Genomic DNA, 21597 nt, shown 5'->3' with positions numbered 1-21597 from the left:
ACCGTGCGTTGCAACAAAGCGACAGCGCAATGACGCTCGACATCCTACGCGTCGATAGCCTCGGCGGCCTCGAGCGTGTTTTCCATCAACGTGGCGACTGTCATCGGCCCCACGCCACCGGGCACCGGCGTAATCCACGACGCCCGCTCCGCCGCTGGTGCGAACTCGACATCGCCGACGAGCCGGCCATCCTCCAACCGGTTGATGCCGACATCGATGACCACCGCACCCGGCTTGACCCACTCGCCCTTGACCAGGCCCGGCTTGCCGGCAGCTACCACGAGGATGTCCGCCTGACCGACGAAGCCTTCGAGATTCTGCGTGAACTTATGACAGCAAGTCACTGTACAACCGGCAATAAGTAGCTCAAGCGCGAGCGGCCGGCCAACATGGTTGGACACGCCGACGATGACCGCGTGGCGGCCCCGTACCGGATGATCGGTGTGGCCAAGCAGGGTCATGACGCCCTTGGGCGTGCACGGACGCAGGCCGAAGCGACGCAGCGCGAGGCGGCCGACATTCACCGCCTGAAAGCCATCGACATCCTTGCCCGGATCGATCCGGTCGACCAGCGCGTCTTCATCGATATGGCCGGGCAGCGGGGACTGGACCAGGATGCCGTGGACGGCGGGATCGGCATTGAGCTCGTCGATGAGCGCGATCAGCTCTTCCTGCGTGGTCGTTGCCGGCAGGTCGTAAGCGAACGACTCGAAGCCCACCTGCTGGCAAGCCTTGCGCTTATTCTTGACGTAGACGGCCGAGGCCGGATCCTCCCCCACGAGCACCACCGCGAGCCCGGGTTTTCGACGGCCTTCGGCAACGCGCTTGGCGACGCAACGCCCGATGTGCTCGAGCAGTTCGTGGGCGATGCGCTTACCGTCGAGGATACGTGCCGTCATGAAGAATTCGCCCTACGGAAACGACACATTATCGCTGCAAAGCACCATGCGTAGATAGTCGGGACGCGCATACTCCCCGCATGACCCTCGATACCGTTCCCTACCCGCACGACCTCACCGACGGCGTTCTCAGCCTGCGCGCTCACCGCATGACGGACGCCCCCTTGCTGGCCGAGGCCGTGCGCGAATCGGTGGCCACGGTGGGCCGCTGGCAGGACTGGTGCACCGAGGCTTACGACGACGCTGCCGCCGAAAGCTGGATCGGGCTCTGTCGGCAGACCTGGTTGCTCGGCGACGGCTTCGAGATGCTCATCGTCGATGCGGCCACCGACGCCATCCTCGGCGGCATGGGCGTCAACCATCTCAACCGCGAGCACCGCTTTGCCAACCTCGGGTATTGGGTGAGGGAGTCGGCCCAAGGCACTGGTATTGCGGGACATTGTGGCCGACTGGCAGCGCGATTTGCCTTCGAAACCGTCGGCGTGTCACGCCTGGAGATCGTCGCGGCCCACGACAACCTTCCGAGCCGAAAAACGGCTGAACGGATCGGAGGTAAGTTCGAAGGAGTATTGCGTAACCGATTGGTTGTTAACGGATCATCGGTTGACGCTGCGATGTATTCGCTGGTTCCGGACGATCTTCTCTAGCTACTCGGACGCCCGCTACTGACGCGATGACGCTGGCCATTAGCCCGCCGCTGCACACATCCGCTCGAGGTCGACGTAGCCTGCGAACCGGGCATCGCTCCCGCATCCCGGGCACGCCGGATCACGCTTCAGCGTCAATTCCCGGAAACGCATACCGAGGGCGTCGTACGTCAGCAGTCGCCCCACCAGCGGCTGGCCGATACCCAGGATGAGCTTCATCGCCTCGGTCGCCTGGACGAGCCCGACCAGACCGGGCAAGACACCGAGCACGCCGGCCTCGCTACAGTTCGGGGCGTCGGCAGCTGACGGCGGTTCGGGGAACAGGCAGCGATAACACGGCGAGTCCTCACGACGCGGATCGAAGACGCTCGCCTGACCGGTGAATCGCTCGATCGCCGCATAGACCATCGGGATGCCGAGCTGTCGCGTCGCCGCGGCCAGGAGATAGCGGGTGGCGAAGTTGTCGGCCCCGTCGATCACCACGTCGTGATCGCGGATCAAGGACTCGACATTGTCGGCGCGAAGACGGTCGACCACCGTGTGCACGCGGATCCGCGGATTCAGGGCAGAGAGCGTCATCCGCGCGGATTCGGCCTTGCTCATGCCGACGCGCGCATCGGCATGCACCACCTGGCGATGGAGATTGGAGCGCTCGACGCGATCGTCGTCGATCACCGTGAGGTGACCGACACCGGCGGCCGCAAGGTAGAGCAAGGCCGGCGCACCCAGCCCACCGGCCCCGATCACCACCACGCGCGCCTGGGTCAGCTTGCCCTGCCCGGCTTCGCCTACCTGAGGCAGCAAGACCTGGCGGGCATAGCGCTCGGCGGCATCGGCATCCAGCGAGCCGGCGACAACAGGCAGACCGGCGACCTTCCAGGCAGCCATGCCACCCGTTACGGACGCGACATCCCGATAGCCCATGCGCTGAAGGGTTTCCGCAGCCAGGAGCGAACGCTGGCCACTCCCACAGAGGAGGAGGATGCGGCGATCGCGATCAGGTTCGACCTGCTCGATCCGAAGCTCAAGGAAGCCGCGGGAAAGGCCAAGCGCCCCGACGGGCATGCCACTGGCGCGCTCATTGTCCTCGCGCACATCGATGAGCAAGGCACCACCGGCCTGCCGGACGAACGCCTCGGCGGCGGCAACTTCAGGAACGCGCAGGCGCAAGTCAGCCAGCCAGCCTTCCCGATCCAGACCTTCAGACATGCGAGGCTCCCCGACGAGGGCGACGCTTATTTCTCGCGTCGTTTCGCGTTACGAATCATGCGCTGGCGTTTCTGCTGCTGGCTGTCCGAGAGGACATTCTTCTTGCCAGCGTACGGGTTCTCGCCGTCGCGGAAATCGATGCGGATCGGCGTGCCTTCCAGCTTGTACCGCTTGCGGAAGAAGCCTTCCAGGTAACGACGATACGCCGGCGCGATGTGCTTGGTACGGCTGCCGTGAATGATGATCGTCGGCGGATTGTTGCCACCGGGATGCGCGTAACGGAGCTTCGGCGCATGGCCACGAACCAGCGGCGGCTGATAGGCCTCATAGGCCTTCTCGAGCGTGCGGGTCAGGTCACTGGAGGTGATGACCTTGGTCGCGGCAGCGTGCGCGCGAACCACCGCCTTCATCAGCTCACTGAGGCCGGAGCCGTGCAGTGCGGAAATGAACACGGTCTTTGCCCACTCAACGAAGGCCAGGCGGCGACCGAGCGCGGCCATGCACTGGTCGCGGGCGTACTTGTCCATGCCGTCCCACTTGTTGACGGCAATGACCAGCGCGCGCCCTTCTTCCATGGCACCACCGATGAGGGTGAGATCCTGATCGGCGAGATTCTCGCGCGCATCGATCATCACCACCGTCACCTGTGACGCGGCAATGGACTGCAGCGTCTTGATAACACTGAACTTTTCGACGGCCTCTTCGACACGGGCACGGCGACGGACGCCCGCCGTATCGATCAGGGTGAAGCGCTTGCCGTCACGCTCGAGCGGCACGCGGATGGGATCGCGCGTCGTGCCGGCGACGTCTGACACGATGAGGCGTTCCTCACCGAGCAGGCGATTGATCAGGGTGGACTTGCCCGCGTTCGGGCGGCCCACGATGGCGACACGGATGCCCTGGTCGGCCAGACCGGGATCGTCGTCGCGCTCGTCGGGCAGATGCGTTAGCGCACGCTCGACCAGGACGTCGACACCGCGGTTGTGCGCTGCCGACATCGGCAGGGTTTCAGCGATGCCAAAGGAGGCGAACTCGCCGAGTGCCGTCGGCTCGTCGACGCCGTCGGTCTTGTTGACCACGACGATGACCGGCTTGCCGCTGCGACGCAGCTCGGTGAGGATGGTCGCGTCCTGCGGCAGCACGCCGTCACGCGCATCGACGACGAAGACCAGCAAGTGGGCTTCCTCGATGGCGAGGCGAACCTGGGTAGCCGTAAGACCTTCAATACCCTCATCGCTGCCCGACAGGCCACCCGTGTCCACGACCACAAAGGGACGCGGACCAAGACGACAGACACCGTAGTGTCTGTCACGAGTAACGCCGGGCATATCGGCGACGAGGGCGTCCCTGCTACGCGTCAGCGCGTTATAGAGGGTCGACTTACCGACATTGGGGCGGCCGACCAGGGCGACGACGGGCAACATGGGAGGGGCAGTATTCCTGTGGATCAGTTCGTCGGGATGCGGTAGGCGCCGATGTGGCCCTCGACATCTTCGACATAAACGGTGTCACCCACCACGACGGGCTGGGCACGAATGGCTTTGCTGGACAGGCGCTCGCGGGCGACGATCTTGCCGTCGCTGCCGTCGATCCAGTGAATGTGACCGTCAAGGTCCCCGACGACCGCGTACTTGCCCTGCGCCGCAGGACCGGTGAGCCAGCGGTACTTGAGGTCGCTGAGCTTCCAGATGCTGGCACCGCTCGACTTGTCGAAGGCGAATACCTGGGACTCGTCGTCCACGCCGTAGATCGCGTTCTCGTGCACGTCCAGCGAGGTGAACGTCGAGAAGCCGTGGTTCCACAGCGGGCGGCCGCTGGGGCCGTCGATCGCGGTCAGCTGACCGTGATAGGCAGCACCGTACAGCGTGGCACCGTCGAGGACGAGCGCACCGTCGGCATCGCTCAGGCGATCGATCTCGGTACGGCCTTCGCCGGTGGCGAGGGTCTGTTCCCAGAGCTTCTCGCCGTTGTCCAGGCGGATGGCAGTCAGCTTGCCGGCATCGGTACCCATGAACACGACGCCGTTGGCGACGAGCAGGCGACCGTTGCCACGCAGGCTCAGGAGCGGCACCACGGCCTGATCGTAGGCCCAGCGACGCTCGCCGGAAGCGGCATCGATACCGTAGACACGGCCGTCGTTGCAGCGAACCACGACGATGTCGCCGACGATGACCGGCGCGGTGATGACTTCCGAGGATACCTCGGCCGCCCAACGGCGCTCGCCGTCCTTCGCGTTGATGCCGTACAGATGGCCATCGAGCGTGCCGATGGCGACGAGGTCACCCGACGCGCCGGGACCACCCGAGAAACGGGCGTCTTCGCGCTTGTCGTCGCCCCAGCCGAACCAGCCGTGCTGACGGATGCTCTTGGACCACAGCCTCTTGCCGGTCGTGGCCTCGAAGGCCGCGATCTTGCCGTCGGTGCTCGCGGCGTACAGCACGCCGTCCGCTACCACCGGGCGCATGCGCACGCCGGATTCGGCCGCACCATCACCGATGCTGGACTTCCACAGGCGCTCGACCTTGACGGTCGGCACGAACTTCTTGTCGAGCGGGGTCGGCGGTTCGACGTTTTCCTTCTTGAACGAATGGCAGCCGGCCAGTACGGCCAGCGACGAAGTCAACGCGATTGCCCAAAAACGTTTCATGCACCCTGCTTCCCGGCCACTGCCAGATCATCGAGCTTCGTTTGAACCACACCGCGCTGCGGTGCGCTGTCGCCCATCGCGGCGATCGCCGCCTGATAGGCTTTGCGTGCGTCGTCGTGGCGTCCAAGCTTGACCAGCGCATCGCCACGGAGTTCCTGTGCGATCGCAGCGAACGACTTGCCCTTCATGGCGTCGACCGTCGCGATGGCTTCTTCTGCCTTGCCCTGGGCGAACTTCAACTGCGCGATGCGCAGATCGACCAGGGATTGAAGCGTTTCGTCCTTGGCATGGGCCTTGGCCCATTCCAGGTCACCACCGACCTTGTCCAGCTGGCCTGCGAGCAGGTTGCGCTGGGCGCGTTCGCCGGCAGCGAAAACCGCCCATGCGGTGTCCGAGTAATCCTTCAACAGGCTCTCGGTACGCACGTCGATCTCGTTGGTCTTGTTCTGGGCAACGGCAGCCTGCAGTAACGAATACTCGCCTGCGGCGGCCTGCTCGTGACCGGCGCGGTGCGATTTCCACTGCTGCCAGCCGAAGATCAGCACCAGGCCAAGCACGATGCCCACGAGGATGGACACGCCATTCTTGCGAAGCCACTGCTGGACCCGTTCGCCCTGCTCGTAATCGTCGTATACGTCGAAAGACATGCAATCACCCACTGCGCTCCGCGCAGCCAAACTTTGGAGGGAACGAGCCCACACCGGCCATCGGCGATGGAGCGGCATGGATCAATAGGTAAGGATAACCGAAAGCGCGGGCCGGCGGGCCCGCGCGAACACGTCAGAGCCAGGGGAACCGGTCAGTAGGAGACCGGTGCCGCCTTGCCGTCGTGGATATCGACGCGGAAGCGCGCCACATTGGCACGGCGGAAGGTGTCGATCTCCACCGGCTGGCCATCGATCGTGGCCTGGGCACCCGCGGCGTTGCCGATGCGGACGTCGAGTGTCTTATCGCTGCGATAGGACTTCTGCGTGCCGGCCGGCAGGATGCCGTATTCCAGGCGCGAACCGTCAGACGCGGTGACCTCGACCCAGCTGGCCGACGGCAGGCTGAGCGTGAGGCCGTGGGCGCCGACGCCATTGGCCGCTTCCGCTGCCGGCGAAGGCGCCGCCGCGGTCGCCAGAGGCGCCTTGGAGGCACTGTGGTCCAACGGCGGGAACATCGCCATGGAGGCCAGCAGGGGCTGCTGGTCCTCGGCACGCGTCTCGGCGACCGGTGCCGGCTTGCTCTCCGTCGTGGCGACGAGGGCGCTCGACGAGGCCGGTGCCGGCGCATCCTGCTGGGCCACCGGGGCGGCATCCAGCGGGGCGAGGCGCGCCATGTCGCGGTCGAGCGTGCCGCGCACGCCCAGCCACACCATGGGAACCACGATGACGGCGGTCAGCACGACATAGGTCGCCGCGGTCACGTAACGCTCGAGCAGGTAGCGCGAGTGCGACACGCCGCCGGTGACCACCAGATCGGGCTGGCGCGGCGTCATGCGGGCGAGCTCGACCTGGATCGCGTCCTCGTCGACGCCGACATAACGGCCGTACTTGGTCAGGTAACCGGCCAGGTAGACCTGGTAGTCGATGCCACCGTATTCACCCGCTTCGAGCTGGCGAATCAGGCGCGTCGGCAGGCGAAGCGCCTGGCCGCAGGCCTCGACGGTGTAGCCCCGTGCTTCGCGGGCCGCACGAAGGCGCGCCCCGAAACCCGGGTCAGCCGACACATGATTGATGAGCACGCGACTGGCTTCGTCGGCGCTTGCCTCGGTCTGCGGGTCCATGGCTTCCTCCCTGGGTGCATGTGGCTCGATGCCTGCGAACAAGTCCTGCTCGCGACCGTCCCGACCGGATGAATTCGAAGATACAGGAGTCATTGACGTGCGGCGGCTTCGAGTGCACGCGCGGGTTCCGAATCCGGGAACTTTTCGCGCAAGCGTTTGGCGTAATCCCGGGCGGCCTCCCCGTCGCCCAGACGGAGCTCGATATCGTGACCGAGCTTCAAAGCATTAGGACTCGGCTGACCCTGCGCCTCTAAGCGCTGCAGGAAGGCACGGGCCCTGAAAGCATCGTTCTTAAGGTACAACACGTTCGCCATCTGATACAGCGCATCGGCATTGTTCGGATTACGGTCGAGCGCTTTCCGGAAATAAACCTCGGCGCCCTCGTAGTCCTTCGAACCCAGCAGGCAGGTGCCCGCATTGGTCATGGCAAGATCGGGGGTCTCGTAAAACGGGTCGGCCAGCGCCCGATCGAAATAGACCCTGGACTCACCGGCCCGCCCCTGCTTGCAGAGGAAAACCGCCAGATTGTTATTGACCGAGCCCTTCTTCGGGTCCAGCTCAACCGCCCTGCGGTAGTTCAGCTCGGCGTTGGCCGGATCGTTGATCTTTTCGTAGAGCACGCCCAGCACCGTGCGGGCCGGCGCGTAGTTGGGATCGAACTGGATGGCCTGCTGCAGTTTCTCCATAGCGCCCTTGAGGTCGCCCTGCTGCATGTAACGCTGCCCGAGCTCGGCGTGAACCTCAGCCCCCTTGGCCTTCTCGTCGGCGGCAGTCGTGGGTTTCAGCCCCGACTCACCACCCACACAGCCTGCGCACGCAAACGCGAGCGCAGCCACCATCCCCCACCGCTCAAGCCGCATTCACCACTCCCTCTTCGAGTTTCTTGCGGAATTCCGCCTGTCGGCGGGTGCGATCGACCACCTGTCCCTTCAGCTGGCCACACGCGGCATCGATGTCGTCACCGCGCGTGCGACGCAGCATGGTGAGAACGCCGGCATTGAGCAACTGGGTCTGGAAGTTTCGGATCTCGTCCGGACCCGAGCGCTCGAATCGCGTCCCCGGGAACGGGTTGAACGGAATCAGGTTGACCTTGTTCACGCCCGGCAGTCGGCGCATGAACTTGATCAGCTGGCGCGCGTGCTCGGGCTTGTCATTGATCCCCTTCATGAGCGTGTACTCGAAGGTGATCGACGTGCGCGGCGCACGGTTGATGTAACGCTCGCAGGCCGCCGCCAGCTCAGCCAGCGGGTAGCGCTTGTTCAGCGGCACCAGCTCGGTGCGCAGCTCGTCGTTGGCCGCATGCAGCGACACGGCGAGGGACACGTCGCTCTCGACCGACAGCTTGTCGATCATCGGCACGAGGCCGGCGGTGGACAGCGTGACGCGCTTGCCGGCCAGGCCGAAGCCAAGATCGTCGCGCATCAGGCTCATCGCCTTGACCACATTGTCGAAGTTCWGCAGSGGCTCGCCCATGCCCATCATSACSACGTTGGTGATACGGCGCTGCTGGTGCGGCACGTTGCCGAGATGTTTGGCCGCGACCCATACCTGACCGATGATTTCGGCCGTGGACAGGTTGCGGGAAAAGCCCTGGGTCGCCGTGGAGCAGAACTGGCAGTTCAGGGCGCAGCCGACCTGGGACGACACGCAAAGCGTGCCGCGGGTCGGCTCCGGGATATACACGGTTTCGATGGCGTTGCCGCCATCCATGCCGAGCAGCCACTTCTGCGTACCGTCGATCGCGGTCTTTTCGAACGCGGTCTTCGGCGGGCCGACGTAGCAGCTGGCACTGAGCTTTTCGCGCAACGCCTTGCCGACATCGGTCATGTTCTCGAAATCGCTTTCGAGACGGTGGTAGATCCACTTCATGACCTGCTCGGCACGATACGGCTTCTCGCCGAGCTCCGCGAAGAAATCGCGCAGCCCCTTGCGATCGAAATCGAGCAGGTTGACCTTGTCAGCAGGCGTGTTCACGGCATGTCTCAGTGCGAAACGACGTCCGAGTCGTTGAAGAAGTACTTGATCTCGTTGGCGGCGTTCTCGAGCGAGTCCGAGCCATGCACGGCATTGGCGTCGATCGAGTCGGCGAAGTCGGCGCGGATCGTGCCCGGCGCGGCGTCCTTCGGATTGGTGGCACCCATCAGGTCACGGTTCTTGAGAACGGCGCCTTCGCCTTCGAGGGCCTGGATCATCACCGGACCGGAGATCATGAAGGCGACGAGGTCATTGAAGAAACCGCGTTCCTTATGAACGGCATAGAAGCCCTCGGCCTCTTCCTTGGTCAGCTGCTTCATCTTGGCGGCGACGATCTTGAGACCGGCCTTCTCGAAGCGGGAGAGGATTTCACCGATGACGTTCTTCTTGACGGCGTCGGGCTTGATGATCGAAAGGGTGCGCTCCAGCGCCATACGGATGCTCCGGGAAATGGAAGAAAGTGGAAAAAGATGAATAAGGCTGCCAGCGCCTCTGGGGACGCCTGGTGAAAGTCTGGGGCCAAAGCCGTCACGAATGACGGACTTAGCTCACGAAATCTTGACAGATTCTAGCTCAATCGCAAGCCGTTTGCAGGGATGTGCGGTCGCAGATTGACCAGCGGAAGGGGCCGGGCGTATTCTCAAACGATCGTTTGATTCAAACCACCCGCCTCCGGAGTCCGCCGACATGACGAGCGCACCCTATGCGTCCCGCGAACGCAGCACCAAGGAGCGGATCCTGGGCGCCGCCGAGGCCCTTTTTGCCACCCACGGCTTCGCCGGGGCCTCGCTCCGCCAGGTCACGGCGGCCGCCCGGGTCAACCTCGCGGCGGTGAACTACCACTTCGGCTCCAAGGACAAGCTGATCGAGGAGGTGTTCCGGCGCCGCCTGGACGAGCTGAACACCCGGCGCCTGGCCGCCCTGGCGAAGGTCGCCGGGCAGGCAGGCACCTCTCTGGAGGACGTGCTGGACGCGTATATCCGGCCGGCGCTCGACCTGTCCCGCAACGACGGCGGTGGCGCCGCCTTCGTCCGCGTCCTGGCTCGGGCCTACGCCGAGCACAACGAGACCCTTCGCAAGTTCCTCTCCGAGAACTACGGCCATGTGCTGCGCCAGTTCGCCGGGGAATTCGGTCGCCTGCTGCCGGGCCTGGCCAAGGAAGAGATCTACTGGCGCCTGGACATCGTCACCGGCGCCCTGACCTATGCCATGGCCGACTTCGGTGTCATCCAGCGCAAGAGCGACGTGGACGAGCGCGATCACCGCGAAACCGCCGCCGACCACCTGATCCGCTTCGCAGCCGCTGGCCTGCGCAACCCTTCCGTTTCGAACTCCCCGGCCACGCGCTGACCGCGGACGATCCTTCGCACCAATGGAGATCACCATGACCGCAACACCGTTACGCATTCGCAAGGCCGCGGTACTCGGCGCCGGCGTCATGGGCGCGCAGATTGCCGCGCACCTGACGAACGCCAACGTGGAAACCGTGCTTTTCGACCTTCCGTCCAAGGAAGGTCCGAAGAGCGGCATCGCCCTGAAGGCGATCGCCAACCTGGCCAAGCTCTCGCCCGCACCGCTGGCCGATAAGGGCCTGGCCGCCGCGATCATCCCGGCCAATTACGAAGACGACCTCGCGCTGCTGGCCGACGTGGACCTGGTGATCGAAGCGATCGCCGAGCGCATGGACTGGAAACTCGATCTCTACCAGAAGATCGCCCCGCACGTGTCCGCGACGGCCGTGCTGGCGAGCAACACCTCCGGCCTGTCGATCAACGGCCTGGCCGAAGCGCTGCCCGAAGAAATGCGCCATCGCTTCACCGGCGTGCACTTCTTCAATCCGCCGCGCTACATGCACCTGGTCGAGCTGATCCCGACCCGCCTGACCGACAAGGGTGTCCTGGAAGGCCTCGAAGCCTTCCTGACCACCACCCTGGGCAAGGGCGTCGTCTACGCCAAGGACACCCCCAATTTCATCGGCAACCGCATCGGCGTGTTCTCGATGCTGTCGACGATGCACCACACCGAGCAGTTCGGCCTGGGTTTCGACACCGTCGACGCACTGACCGGCCCGGCCATCGGCCGTCCGAAGAGCGCGACCTTCCGCACGGCGGATGTCGTCGGCCTGGACACGCTCGCGCACGTGGTCAAGACCATGGGCGACACCCTGCCCGATGACCCGTGGCACAAGTACTTCCAGCCGCCGGTGTGGCTCAAGGGCCTGATCGACAAGGGCGCGCTCGGCCAGAAGACCGGCGCGGGCTTCTACCGCAAGGCCGGCAAGGACATCGTGGTGCTCGACCTGCAGAAGCAGGATTACCGCGTCTCCGAACAGAAGGCATCGGACGAGGTTTCCGCGATCCTCGCCATCAAGGATCCGGCCGAGAAGTTCGCCAAGCTGCGTGCTTCGTCGGACCCGCAGGCACAGTTCCTCTGGGCCGTGTTCCGCGACCTGTTCCATTACACCGCCTATCACCTGGCCGACGTCGCCGAGACGGCGCGTGACGTCGACTTCGCGATTCGCTGGGGTTACGGCTGGAAGCTCGGTCCCTTCGAGATCTGGCAGTCGGCCGGCTGGCAGCAGATCGCCGGCTTCATCGCCGAGGACATCGCCGCCGGCAAGACCATGAGCAGTGCGCCCCTGCCCGCCTGGGTCACCGACGGTCGCAGCGGCGTGCACGGCAAGACCGGCTCGTACTCGGCCAGCGCCAACGCCGAGAAGCCGCGATCCTCGCATCCGGTCTACGCGCGTCAGGCCTTCCCGGATCCGATCCTGGGCGAGACCTTCGACAAGGGCACCACCGTCTGGGAAAACGACGGCGTCCGCCTGTGGACCAGCGGCGACGACATCGGCGTCATTTCGTTCAAGACCAAGATGAACACGGTCAACGACCACGTGCTCGACGGCATCCAGCATGCGATCGGCCTGGCCGAGCAGCAGTTCCGCGGCGTCGTGTTGTGGCAGCCGTCCGAGCCGTTCTCGGCCGGCGCGGACCTCAAGGGCGCACTCGGTCTTCTTCAGGCCGGCAAGCTGGCCGAGTTCGAAGCCATGGTGGCGAACTTCCAGGCCACCAGCATGCGCATCAAGTACTCGCTGGTGCCGGTCGTGGCCGCGGTGCGTGGCCTCGCCCTCGGCGGCGGCTGCGAATTCCAGATGCATTCGGCGCGCACGGTCGCAGCGCTGGAGAGCTACATCGGCCTGGTCGAGGCCGGGGTCGGCCTGCTGCCCGCCGGTGGCGGCCTGAAGGAATTCGCCGTGCGCGCCTGGCAGGCGAACCCGGAAGATCCGTTCGAGTACCTCAAGAAGATCTTCGAGACCGTCGCGATGGCGAAGGTGTCGACCAGCGCCATCGAGGCCAAGTCGCTCGGCCTGCTGCGTAAGGACGACGTCATCGTTTTCAACACGTATGAAGTGCTGCATGTCGCCAAAGCCCAGGCGATCGCCCTGGCCGAGTCGGGTTATCGTCCGCCGATGCCGGCGCGCGCGATCACGGCCGCTGGCGACACCTCGACGGCAACCTTCAAGGCGTCGCTGGCGAACATGGCCGAGGGTTACTTCGCCTCGCCGCACGACATCAACATCGCCAGCCGCATTGCCGACACGCTTTCGGGCGGCCGGATCGAACGCGGTTCGCCGGTCGACGAAACCTGGCTGCTCGCCCTCGAGCGTCGCCACTTCGTCGAACTGGCGCAGACCGAAAAGACCCAGGCCCGTATCGCGCACACGATGACGACGGGAAAGCCACTGCGTAACTGACGCGCCACGCGCTCTGACGCAATCGACTTTCCCCCTTAAAGGAACCACCCCATGAGCAAGCAAGTGCAAGACGCCTACATCGTCGCCGCCACCCGCACCCCGGTGGGCAAGGCGCCGCGCGGCGTGTTCCGCAACACCCGTCCCGACGATCTCCTCGCTCACGTCATTCGCGCCGTGATCGAACAGGCCCCGGGTATCGACCCGACCCTGATCGCCGACGCCGTCATCGGCTGCGCGATGCCGGAAGCCGAGCAAGGCATGAACGTCGCACGCATCGGTGTGCTGCTGGCCGGCCTGCCGGAGCAGGTGCCCGGCGTGACCATCAACCGTTTCTGCTCGTCCGGCGTGCAGGCCATCGCCATGGCCGCCGACCGCATCCGCCTGGGTGAGGCCGACCTCATGCTCGCTGGCGGTACCGAGTCGATGAGCATGGTCCCGATGATGGGCCACAAGATCGCCATGAACCCGGCGATCTTCGAGAACGACGAGAACCGTGCCATCGCCTTCGGCATGGGCATCACGGCCGAGAAGGTCGCCGAGCGCTGGAAGGTCAGCCGCGAGGACCAGGACCGCTTTGCCCTGCAGTCGCACGAGCGCGCCTTTGCGGCCATCGCCGCGGGCGAATTCAAGGACGAGATCACGCCGTTCCAGCTCGACGACCGCTACCCGGACCTGCTCAACCACAGCGTCCGCGAAGACCGCCGCGTCATCGATACTGACGAAGGTCCGCGCAAGGACACCACCTTCGAGGTGCTGAGCAAGCTGCGCCCGGTGTTCCGCAACGGCCAGTTCGGCGGTTCGGTCACGGCCGGCAACTCTTCGCAGATGTCCGACGGTGCCGGTGCCTTGCTGATCGCCAGCGAAAAGGCGATCAAGGACCATGGCCTCACGCCGCTGGCCCGCTTCGTCGGTTTCTCGGTGGCTGGCGTGGCGCCGGAGATCATGGGCATCGGCCCGAAGGAAGCGATTCCGAAGGCTCTCAAGCAGACCGGCATCACCCAGGACCAGCTGGACTGGATCGAGCTCAACGAAGCCTTCGCCGCGCAGGCGCTGGCGGTCATCCGTGACCTCGGCCTCGACCCGTCCAAGGTGAACCCGCTCGGCGGCGCCATCGCCCTCGGCCACCCGCTCGGTGCCACCGGTGCCATCCGTGCCGCCACGCTGATCCACGGCCTGCGCCGTCGCAAGCAGAAGTACGGCATGGTGACCATGTGCATCGGCACCGGCATGGGCGCGGCAGGCATCTTCGAAGCCTTGTAAAAACCCTGTAGGAGCCGATTCATCGGCGATCCCGCGGCAGTGGGCCAGATCATTCTCGGGGAATGGGTGATCTGGCTACACCGCTCCGTTGGCTTTTCGCCGATGAATCGGCTCCTACATTTGTCTTATGCTTGCGCGATGCACGGCATCCACACCATCGACACCGGCTTCGGCCGTCCGACGTTCGACGCCACCTACCTCGTCGTTGAACACGGATGCGGCACGTGAAGACCCCTTGGCGGCTCAGCCTTCCAGCCGCGACTTGAACCAATCGGTCAGTTCGGCTTTCCAGTAGGTTCCCTGCGCCGCCAGGTATCCGAACGGCCGATGCACCGGATCCAGTCCGAAGCCCGAGTAAGCCTCCAGTGTCGAGTCGCCGGCGGCGATAGCATCCGCCAGTGCCTCGCCCGCCGCGCAAGTGGGAGCCAGGCCATGACCACCAAATGCCTGGGCGTACCACAGGCCGTTTCCATGCGTTCCCACCTGAGGCATTTCGTGGCGCGCGTAGCTCATCAGACCGGACCACGCCTGCTCGATCCGCACGCCTTGGAGCGACGGAAAGACCCGCTCGAGATCGCGCTTGAGCAGGCGCTTGACCGCGGCCGGCGAGCGATCGCGAATCGATATCCGGCCGCCCCAGAGCAGACGAGTATCCTGAAGGGGACGGTAGTAGTCGAAAGCGAAACGCGTGTCGTAAACCGCCGCGCGCGTGCGCAGACAGGCCGCCAGCCGATCGCCGAGTGGCTCGGTCACCATGACGTAGGTAGCGATAGGCAGGACGGCGCGATCGATGCGACGGTCGAGGCCGGCGAGATAGCCGCCGCACGCGAGGACGACCTGCGACGTCTCGATCTCGGCGTCACCTACCCGGAGGATCCAGCGCGGACCGTGGCGCTCGAGCATGCGCACCCGCGAGCCTTCATGGATCGACACGCCGGCCGCCTCCGCCGCACGTGCCAAGCCGCGTGCGTAGGCAAGCGGATCGATGTGCAGCGCGTTCCGCTCGTAGAGGCCGTCGTGATAGCGCTCGCTGTGCACGAACTCGTGCATGGCATCGGAGGGAATCCATTGCCAGTCGGCCCCGTAGCGTTCGGCGAGCAGTTGCTGGCGCGAACGGAGGACGCCGGCGTCACGGAACCAGTTCGCCCAGACCACGCCGGCATCGACCGCATCGCAGTCGATCGACAAGGCCGTGATGCGTTCGCGGATCAGGTTCACCGCATCGACCGTGCGGCCATAGAGGGCCCTGGCCCGCTCAGGCCCGGCCCGTTCGAGCAAGGCCTTCTCGCCCAGCGAGTAACCGGCGAACACGAAGCCGCCGTTGCGACCCGAGGCGCCGAAGCCGATGGACTTCGATTCGAGCAAGACGATGTCGCGCACGCCTCGTGCGGCGAGGCCGAGCGCTGTGTTCAACCCGGCGAAACCACCACCCACGATCACGACCGAGGCTTCGCGCTGGCCTTCCGGCGGCGGGCGAAGCGGCGGTGCGGGGGCACGATCGTGGTACCACGACAGCATGGGGCCTGGTCCATTGGCTGGGAGGGGGAGTTTTGCACAGTGGGGGCTGGGGGCGGTGACGGCGTGCGGCTTCACCGCCTTGTTGGCTTTTCGCCGATGAATCGGCTCCTACATGTCCTGATCGCCGATGGATCGGCTCACACATGTCTTAAGATGCCGCATCTGTCTGATGGTGACTTGCCATGAGTTTGCTGCCCCCTATCGACCTGAAACGCTGGATCGACGACAACCGTGCGCTGCTCAAGCCGCCGGTGGGAAACAAATGCATCGTCGATGGCGACTTCATCATCATGATCGTCGGCGGCCCGAACGCACGCACCGACTACCACTACGACGAAGGTCCCGAGTTCTTCTATCAGCTCGAAGGCGAGATGGTGCTCAAGGTCCAGGATGACGGCGTGGCCCGCGATATCCCGATTCGCGCCGGCGAGATTTTCTACCTGCCCGCGCGCACGCCGCATTCTCCCCAGCGCATGCCCGACTCGATCGGCCTGGTGGTGGAGCGTCGCCGTATTGCCGGTGAACGCGACGGATTGCTCTGGTTCTGCGAGAACTGCAACCACAAGCTCTATGAGGAATACTTCGTCCTCGACAGCATCGAATCCGATTTTCCGCCGGTTTTCGAAAAATTCTACCGCTCGCTCGATGCGCGCACCTGCAAGCAGTGCGGCACGGTGCACCCGGCCCCGGCGAAGTACGCCGACTGAGGGCAACCTGCGCGTTGCCTGTGTCTGGCAGGAGCCGATTCATCGGCGAATGGGTGCTAGCGCCAACCTGGCCCGCTGCCGCGGGATCGCCGATGCATCGGCTCCTACAGCGGCGCGGGTTGATCCCTGACTAGCCATTTGGCGGCCATGCGCCGAAGCGACGGATCCGTCGCCGGATCGGCCACCAGTTCCGCGATGGGACGCCATGCCAGGTCCAGCGATTCTTCGTTGACCGTGAACGCTTCGCTGCCGCGGGCGACGACCACGTAGCGCACGTCGTAATGCCAGTGTTCCGGCTCGTCGCGCCGGGCGGGGATCACATGAAGGTCCATGTCGAAGATCTCCGGCAGCACGTGGAGGTCGGTAAGCCCCGACTCCTCTTCCGCCTCGCGCAGCGCCACGCTCGGCAGGTCCGCATCGCCGTCGGCGTGGCCACCCAACTGCAGCCAGCGTTGCAACTTGCGGTGGTGCATCAGCAGAACCCGCTCCCCATCGGCACTGACCAGCCAGGCCGATCCGGTGAAATGCCCCGCGCGGGTTTCCCGATGAAACGGTTGCGGCTGCTCACGCAGCCAGTCGTCGAAGCGCGCGAGATCCGGCTCCCCGGGAAAGCGAAGCGCATAACGCGCGAAGGCCCCTGACAAGGCCGGATACGGATGGTCCATGGCGAACGCTCGATGAAACGAGCCGGAATTCTCGCACGTCTTTTTCAGACTAATCCGATGTCGGCAATAGGGACCACCTGTCTAGGATGGTCTCCGACGCGCACGAAGCGCGTCGCAGCCCGCAGCCATCGCTGCCCACCGCAAGGAGACGCGCATGCCTTCTTCCCACCTCCTGACCGCAGGCCTCATCGCCGCCGCGGCCATCCCCATCGCGGTGGTTGCCGCTCCGACAGCGGCCGTACCGACAGGCGGCGAAGCCAACTTCACCGGACCACTCGTCACCCCGGCGGTCAACACCCTGCCGGCCGGCATGTTCAATGTCGAGCCTTACCTCATCCACACCAACGCACGCGGCTGGTTCGACGGGGACGGCGACCGCCATGCGGAGAAGCCGACGCTACGCCAATGGCAGGTTGCCCTGCCGATGACCTACGGCCTCACCGACACCATTTCGGTACAGCTGACACTGAATGCCGCGCGCACCTCGGTCGACGGAAGGCACAGCGACGGCATGCGCATGGGCGATTCCACCCTTCGCGTGCAGAGCCGTCTCACCGCTCCCCATGCCGATGGGACCGGACTGGTACTCGCCGTCTCGGCGGCGCAGCGACTGGCGACCGGCGAATATCACCATCTCGACAATAATCCCCTCAACGGCATGGGCACCGGTGCCATGCGCACGACATTCGCCTTTGGCGCGCAACAGCTCAACTGGCTGGACAACGGTCATGCACTGCGCTGGCGCGGCCAGCTCGCCTGGAGCCCGGCGCCCGCCCGCGTCCGTCTGCGCGGCCAGAATGTCTACGGCACGCCGAAGGGATTCCGCGGCTACGCCGCCCCGGGTCAGGCCTGGAGCGCCTCGCTTGCCGCCGAATACGTGCTTGATCGGCACTGGGTGCTGGTTGGCGAGGCCGTCTGGAACCGCGAAAGCGGCACCCGCCTCAAGGGCGCGGCCGGGGGCCACTGGGCCTACACCTCCCCGTCGAACCACGCGCTGAGCCTCGCACCAGCGCTGGAATACCACTTCAACCCGAAAGTGGGTCTGATCGCCGGCGTCCAGTTCACCGTCGGCGGCCGCAACGCCACCGACTACGTCGCACCGCAGGTCGCGCTGAACATGGTCTTCTGAGCACCGCGCCTTGTCCAAGCACAACCGCCGCAAGTCATGGTCGACATCTGCAACTCCTGTATGCAATGCGTTGACTTGCCTCGCATTGCAACTTGTACGGCCTTGCCCCGCTGGGCTATGGTGCCGTGCCAGCGCTTCAGGGCAGCTGCGTGTCCACCGTAACTCACGCGGCGGTCCCAATAATAAAAGGCTACATTCCGGCAGTAGGGGAGACACATGTTGAAACACCTGTTCGCGACGCATCCGATCGAGGCCGCGCCGCACGTAGACGCTGGTGAACACATTGAAACCGGCGCTCACGCCAACAATGGCGAGCTCAAGCGGGTACTCACCGCGAAGCACCTGGTTCTGCTCGGCGTCGGCGCCGTCATCGGCGCAGGTATCTTCGTCATTACCGGTCAGGCCGCGGCACTGCACGCCGGTCCGGCCCTGGTCATCAGCTTTCTGATCGCCGGTTTTGCCTGCGCCCTCGCAGGCCTGTGCTACGCCGAATTCGCGGCCATGCTTCCGGTCTCCGGCAGCGCCTACTCCTATTCCTATGCCACGCTCGGTGAGTACGTCGCCTGGTTCGTCGGCTGGAACCTCGTCCTCGAGTACCTCTTTGCGGCCGCGACCGTCGCCGCGGGCTGGTCGGGTTACTTCAACGAGATGCTCGGGATGATCGGCCATCTGGTCGGGACCAACCTCGAACTCCCGGCCCAGCTCGCCTCGGCGCCGTTCAAGTTCGTCGAAGGCCACATCCAGGCCACCGGCACCCTGATCAACCTGCCGGCCGTGGTCATCATCGCCGCGCTGTCGGGCCTGTGCTACGTGGGCATCACGCAGTCCGCCTTCGTCAACTCGATCATCGTGACGATCAAGGTCACCGTGATCCTGCTGTTCCTGGCCTTCGCCATCCAGGTGATCAATCCGGCGAACTGGCACCCGTTCATTCCGGAATCCGAAGGCCCGGGCACGTTCGGCTGGGGCGGTATCTTCCGCGCCGCGACCATCGTGTTCTTCTCCTACGTCGGCTTCGATGCGGTGTCCACCGCCGCCGGTGAAGCAAAGAACCCGCAGCGCGACATGCCGATCGGCATCCTCGGCTCGCTCGCCGTCTGCACCGTGCTGTACATCGCCGTTGCCCTTGTCCTCACCGGTATCGCACCGTTCCGCATGCTCAATACGCCTGAGCCGGTCGCCACCGCGCTGGGCCTGTACCCGCAGCTGGCCTGGCTGAAGGCCCTGGTCATCCTCGGTGCGATCACCGGCCTGTCCTCGGTCATCCTGGTGATGCTGATGGGCCTGCCGCGCATCTTCTTCTCGATGGCGAAGGACGGCCTGCTCCCGCAGACCATGGCCAAGGTGCATCCGAAGTTCCGCACGCCCTACCTCGGCACGATCATCGTCGGTGTCGCCGCGGCCGCCATGGCCGGCCTGTTCCCGGTCAGCGTGCTCGGTGAGCTGGTCTCGATGGGCACCCTGCTCGCCTTCGCCACGGTTTGCATCGGCGTCCTGATCCTGCGCTACACCCGTCCGGACCTGAAGCGCAGCTTCCGCGTACCGTTCGTGTGGCCGATCACCATCATCGGCGCGGTCTCCTGCATCTACCTGTTCTGGCAGGCCTTCGAAGAGCATTGGCGCCTGATGCTCGGCTGGATCGTCATCGGCCAGCTGATCTACTTCCTGTACGGCTACGGCCACAGCAAGCTGCGCAAGTCGCTAGGCTGATAGAAACGAACGGGGAAAGGCCGGCGGTCACCCGCCGGCCTTTCCTTTTGCGACTATTCTCTCCACGTCACTTCTTCCCGGGCCGTCCATGCTCAAGCAGTTACTCGCCAAGAAAGCTCCCCAGGCCGAACCTGACGACGCGCACGGCCCCGCCCTGCGCCGGACCCTCGGGCCGTGGGGCCTGACGGCACTGGGCATCGGCGCGGTGATCGGTGGCGGCATCTTCGTCATCACCGGTGTCGCCGCCGCCGACCACGCCGGTCCGGCCATCATCCTGTCGTTCATCCTCGCCGCGATCTGCAGCCTGTTCACCGCGCTGTGCTACGCCGAATTCGCCTCGATGATCCCGATCTCGGGCAGTGCGTATTCCTACGCCTATGCCACGCTGGGTGAAGGGGCTGCCTGGTTCATCGGCTGGAACCTGGTCCTCGAGTACGGTGTCTCCGCCTCCGCGGTTGCCGTCAGCTGGACCGGCTACTTCGTCAGCCTGCTGGATCACGTCGGCATCCATATTCCACCTGCGCTGACCAACGCGCCGCTCGACTATGTCGACGGCCACCTGGTCGCCACGGGCGCGCTGTTCAACCTGCCCGCTGTCGGCATCACGCTGGCGCTGACCTGGCTCTGCTACGTCGGGATCAAGGAATCCACCGGCATCAACATGGCCATGGTGGCGCTGAAGGTCGCACTGATCCTGATCGTGATCATCGTCGGCGCGCAGCACGTCGACACGGCCAACTGGCATCCGTTCATTCCGGAAAACCAGGGTGGTTTCAAGTACGGCTGGTCCGGTGTACTTCGTGGTGCCGCGCTGGTGTTCTTCGCCTACATCGGTTTCGAAGCGACTTCGACAGCGGCGCAGGAATCGAAGAACCCCCAACGCGACATGCCCATCGGCACGCTGGCGTCTCTCGCCATCTGCACCGTGCTCTACATCGCCATGGCAGCCGTGCTGACGGGTCTCGTACCGTTCGCCCAGCTCGGCACCGACGAGCCGGTAGTCACCGCGATCCGCAGCCATCCGGAACTCGGCTGGTTGCGCGGCGTCGTCGAAATCGGCGCGCTGATCGGCCTGTCGTCCGTCGTGCTCGTCATGATCATCGCGCAGCCGCGCATCTTCATGATCATGGGTCGCGATGGCCTGCTGCCGAAAGTCTTCACCACGATCCACCCGAAGTACCGCACGCCTCACCTCAATACGGTGATCACCGGCGTCGGCATCGCGATCCTCGCTGCCGTGTTCCCGCTCAACGTCCTCGGCGATCTCGTATCGATGGGGACGCTGGTCGCGTTCTGCGCGGTGTGCGGCGGCGTGTTGATCCTGCGCTTTACCGCGCCGGAACTTCCGCGCACGTTCCGCGTGCCCTGGGTGTGGTTCACGTGCATCGCAGGCATCGTCAGCTGCATCGGCCTGCTCTGTTTCATGAACTGGTACAACTGGGCATTGATGGGCATCTGGACGGTCGTCGGCATGGCGCTTTACGCCGCTTACGGCTATCGCCATAGCCGCCTTCGCCGGGCCTCTTAGGCGGCTTCGAAAGGCACGTTAAAACCTCGCTAAATACGCGAGGTTTTTTCGTTAAATGATTGTTTTTGCGAAATAATGCGCAGAAAGACGGGTGTCATTTAACTGCCATTGGCCGGTCGCCCTCAGAGGGGAGTATGATCCCGGTTCCGTGGGTAAATCACTTGGCAGTGGGCCCCGGATTG

At 64.9% G+C, this 21597-nt stretch carries 20 protein-coding genes; 9 read left to right on the top strand and 11 right to left on the bottom strand.

Annotated features, from left to right (window positions below):
• Positions 1–44: 44 nt before the first annotated feature.
• A complete protein-coding gene (folD, locus tag AC1DYM_RS04740; RefSeq protein WP_477336442.1) occupies positions 45–899 on the bottom strand; it encodes a bifunctional methylenetetrahydrofolate dehydrogenase/methenyltetrahydrofolate cyclohydrolase FolD in 855 nt (284 codons plus the stop codon).
• Between the two features lie 80 nt (positions 900–979).
• Here folD and AC1DYM_RS04735 point away from each other — a divergent pair, with 80 nt between their 5' ends.
• The gene (locus AC1DYM_RS04735) at positions 980–1546 is read left to right on the top strand and encodes a GNAT family N-acetyltransferase (protein ID WP_477336440.1); all 567 of its coding nucleotides are present in this window, start codon (positions 980–982) and stop codon (positions 1544–1546) included.
• 39 nt (positions 1547–1585) lie between these two features.
• Here the strand turns inward: AC1DYM_RS04735 and moeB are convergent, their stop codons facing one another.
• The 8 genes from moeB to ndk all read right to left on the bottom strand — a co-directional run bounded on the left by moeB (position 1586) and on the right by ndk (position 9578).
• On the bottom strand, positions 1586–2755 hold the full coding sequence (gene moeB, locus AC1DYM_RS04730; protein WP_477336438.1) for a molybdopterin-synthase adenylyltransferase MoeB: 1170 nt from the start codon (positions 2753–2755) through the stop codon (positions 1586–1588).
• A 26-nt stretch (positions 2756–2781) separates the two neighbouring features.
• A complete protein-coding gene (gene der / locus AC1DYM_RS04725) occupies positions 2782–4179 on the bottom strand; it encodes a ribosome biogenesis GTPase Der (protein ID WP_046969056.1) in 1398 nt (465 codons plus the stop codon).
• Positions 4180–4202: 23 nt separating this feature from the next.
• Complete coding sequence (bamB, locus tag AC1DYM_RS04720; protein WP_477336435.1) at positions 4203–5402, bottom strand: outer membrane protein assembly factor BamB; 1200 nt, start codon at positions 5400–5402, stop codon at positions 4203–4205.
• On the bottom strand, positions 5399–6049 hold the full coding sequence (locus AC1DYM_RS04715; RefSeq protein WP_477336433.1) for a YfgM family protein: 651 nt from the start codon (positions 6047–6049) through the stop codon (positions 5399–5401). Before AC1DYM_RS04715 ends, bamB begins: the two co-directional genes overlap by 4 nt.
• 152 nt (positions 6050–6201) lie before the next feature.
• The gene (locus AC1DYM_RS04710; RefSeq protein ID WP_477336431.1) at positions 6202–7170 is read right to left on the bottom strand and encodes a helix-turn-helix domain-containing protein; all 969 of its coding nucleotides are present in this window, start codon (positions 7168–7170) and stop codon (positions 6202–6204) included.
• Between the two features lie 89 nt (positions 7171–7259).
• On the bottom strand, positions 7260–8030 hold the full coding sequence (pilW, locus tag AC1DYM_RS04705; RefSeq protein ID WP_477336429.1) for a type IV pilus biogenesis/stability protein PilW: 771 nt from the start codon (positions 8028–8030) through the stop codon (positions 7260–7262).
• Entirely contained in the window at positions 8020–9144 is a 1125-nt protein-coding gene (rlmN, locus tag AC1DYM_RS04700; protein ID WP_477336427.1) for a dual-specificity RNA methyltransferase RlmN, read from the bottom strand. Before rlmN ends, pilW begins: the two co-directional genes overlap by 11 nt.
• An 8-nt stretch (positions 9145–9152) precedes the next feature.
• Positions 9153–9578: a nucleoside-diphosphate kinase gene (gene ndk / locus AC1DYM_RS04695; protein WP_477336425.1), complete on the bottom strand. Its 426-nt coding sequence runs from the start codon at positions 9576–9578 to the stop codon at positions 9153–9155.
• A 253-nt stretch (positions 9579–9831) separates the two neighbouring features.
• On the opposite strand from ndk, the gene AC1DYM_RS04690 reads away from it, so the two are divergent.
• From AC1DYM_RS04690 to AC1DYM_RS04675, 4 genes are read left to right on the top strand one after another with little or no spacing between them, the layout of a single operon-like run.
• Positions 9832–10494 (top strand): TetR/AcrR family transcriptional regulator, encoded by a 663-nt coding sequence (locus tag AC1DYM_RS04690; RefSeq protein WP_477336423.1) that lies wholly within the window; start codon positions 9832–9834, stop codon positions 10492–10494.
• Between the two features lie 34 nt (positions 10495–10528).
• A complete protein-coding gene (locus tag AC1DYM_RS04685; protein ID WP_477336421.1) occupies positions 10529–12898 on the top strand; it encodes a 3-hydroxyacyl-CoA dehydrogenase/enoyl-CoA hydratase family protein in 2370 nt (789 codons plus the stop codon).
• 51 nt (positions 12899–12949) lie between these two features.
• Positions 12950–14158, top strand: a complete 1209-nt coding sequence (locus AC1DYM_RS04680; RefSeq protein WP_477336419.1) for an acetyl-CoA C-acyltransferase — start codon at positions 12950–12952, stop codon at positions 14156–14158.
• 39 nt (positions 14159–14197) lie between these two features.
• Positions 14198–14386 (top strand): hypothetical protein, encoded by a 189-nt coding sequence (locus AC1DYM_RS04675; protein WP_477336578.1) that lies wholly within the window; start codon positions 14198–14200, stop codon positions 14384–14386.
• Positions 14387–14401: 15 nt separating this feature from the next.
• Here AC1DYM_RS04675 and AC1DYM_RS04670 read toward each other — a convergent pair whose 3' ends face one another.
• Complete coding sequence (locus tag AC1DYM_RS04670) at positions 14402–15676, bottom strand: NAD(P)/FAD-dependent oxidoreductase (RefSeq protein WP_477336417.1); 1275 nt, start codon at positions 15674–15676, stop codon at positions 14402–14404.
• Positions 15677–15858: 182 nt separating this feature from the next.
• Between AC1DYM_RS04670 and AC1DYM_RS04665 the strand changes: the two genes are divergently transcribed.
• A complete protein-coding gene (locus AC1DYM_RS04665; RefSeq protein WP_477336415.1) occupies positions 15859–16383 on the top strand; it encodes a 3-hydroxyanthranilate 3,4-dioxygenase in 525 nt (174 codons plus the stop codon).
• Between the two features lie 104 nt (positions 16384–16487).
• On the opposite strand, the gene AC1DYM_RS04660 is transcribed toward AC1DYM_RS04665, so the two are convergent.
• The gene (locus AC1DYM_RS04660) at positions 16488–17048 is read right to left on the bottom strand and encodes an NUDIX hydrolase (RefSeq protein ID WP_477336413.1); all 561 of its coding nucleotides are present in this window, start codon (positions 17046–17048) and stop codon (positions 16488–16490) included.
• Positions 17049–17202: 154 nt separating this feature from the next.
• Here AC1DYM_RS04660 and AC1DYM_RS04655 point away from each other — a divergent pair, with 154 nt between their 5' ends.
• The 3 genes from AC1DYM_RS04655 (at position 17203) to AC1DYM_RS04645 (ending at position 21415) form a co-directional block, all read left to right on the top strand.
• Positions 17203–18177, top strand: coding sequence for a hypothetical protein (locus AC1DYM_RS04655; RefSeq protein ID WP_477336411.1), 975 nt, complete (start codon positions 17203–17205; stop codon positions 18175–18177).
• Between the two features lie 216 nt (positions 18178–18393).
• Positions 18394–19887 carry an amino acid permease gene (locus AC1DYM_RS04650; protein ID WP_477336409.1) on the top strand — a complete coding sequence of 498 codons (1494 nt, stop codon included), beginning with the start codon at positions 18394–18396 and terminating at the stop codon, positions 19885–19887.
• 88 nt (positions 19888–19975) lie between these two features.
• Positions 19976–21415 (top strand): amino acid permease, encoded by a 1440-nt coding sequence (locus AC1DYM_RS04645; RefSeq protein ID WP_477336407.1) that lies wholly within the window; start codon positions 19976–19978, stop codon positions 21413–21415.
• Positions 21416–21597 lie beyond the last annotated feature (182 nt).

Source organism: Luteibacter sp. P1_D3 (assembly GCF_056406135.1).
The sequence above is the reverse complement of the archived record's forward strand: the minus strand, read 5'-3'. Positions and strand labels throughout refer to the sequence as shown.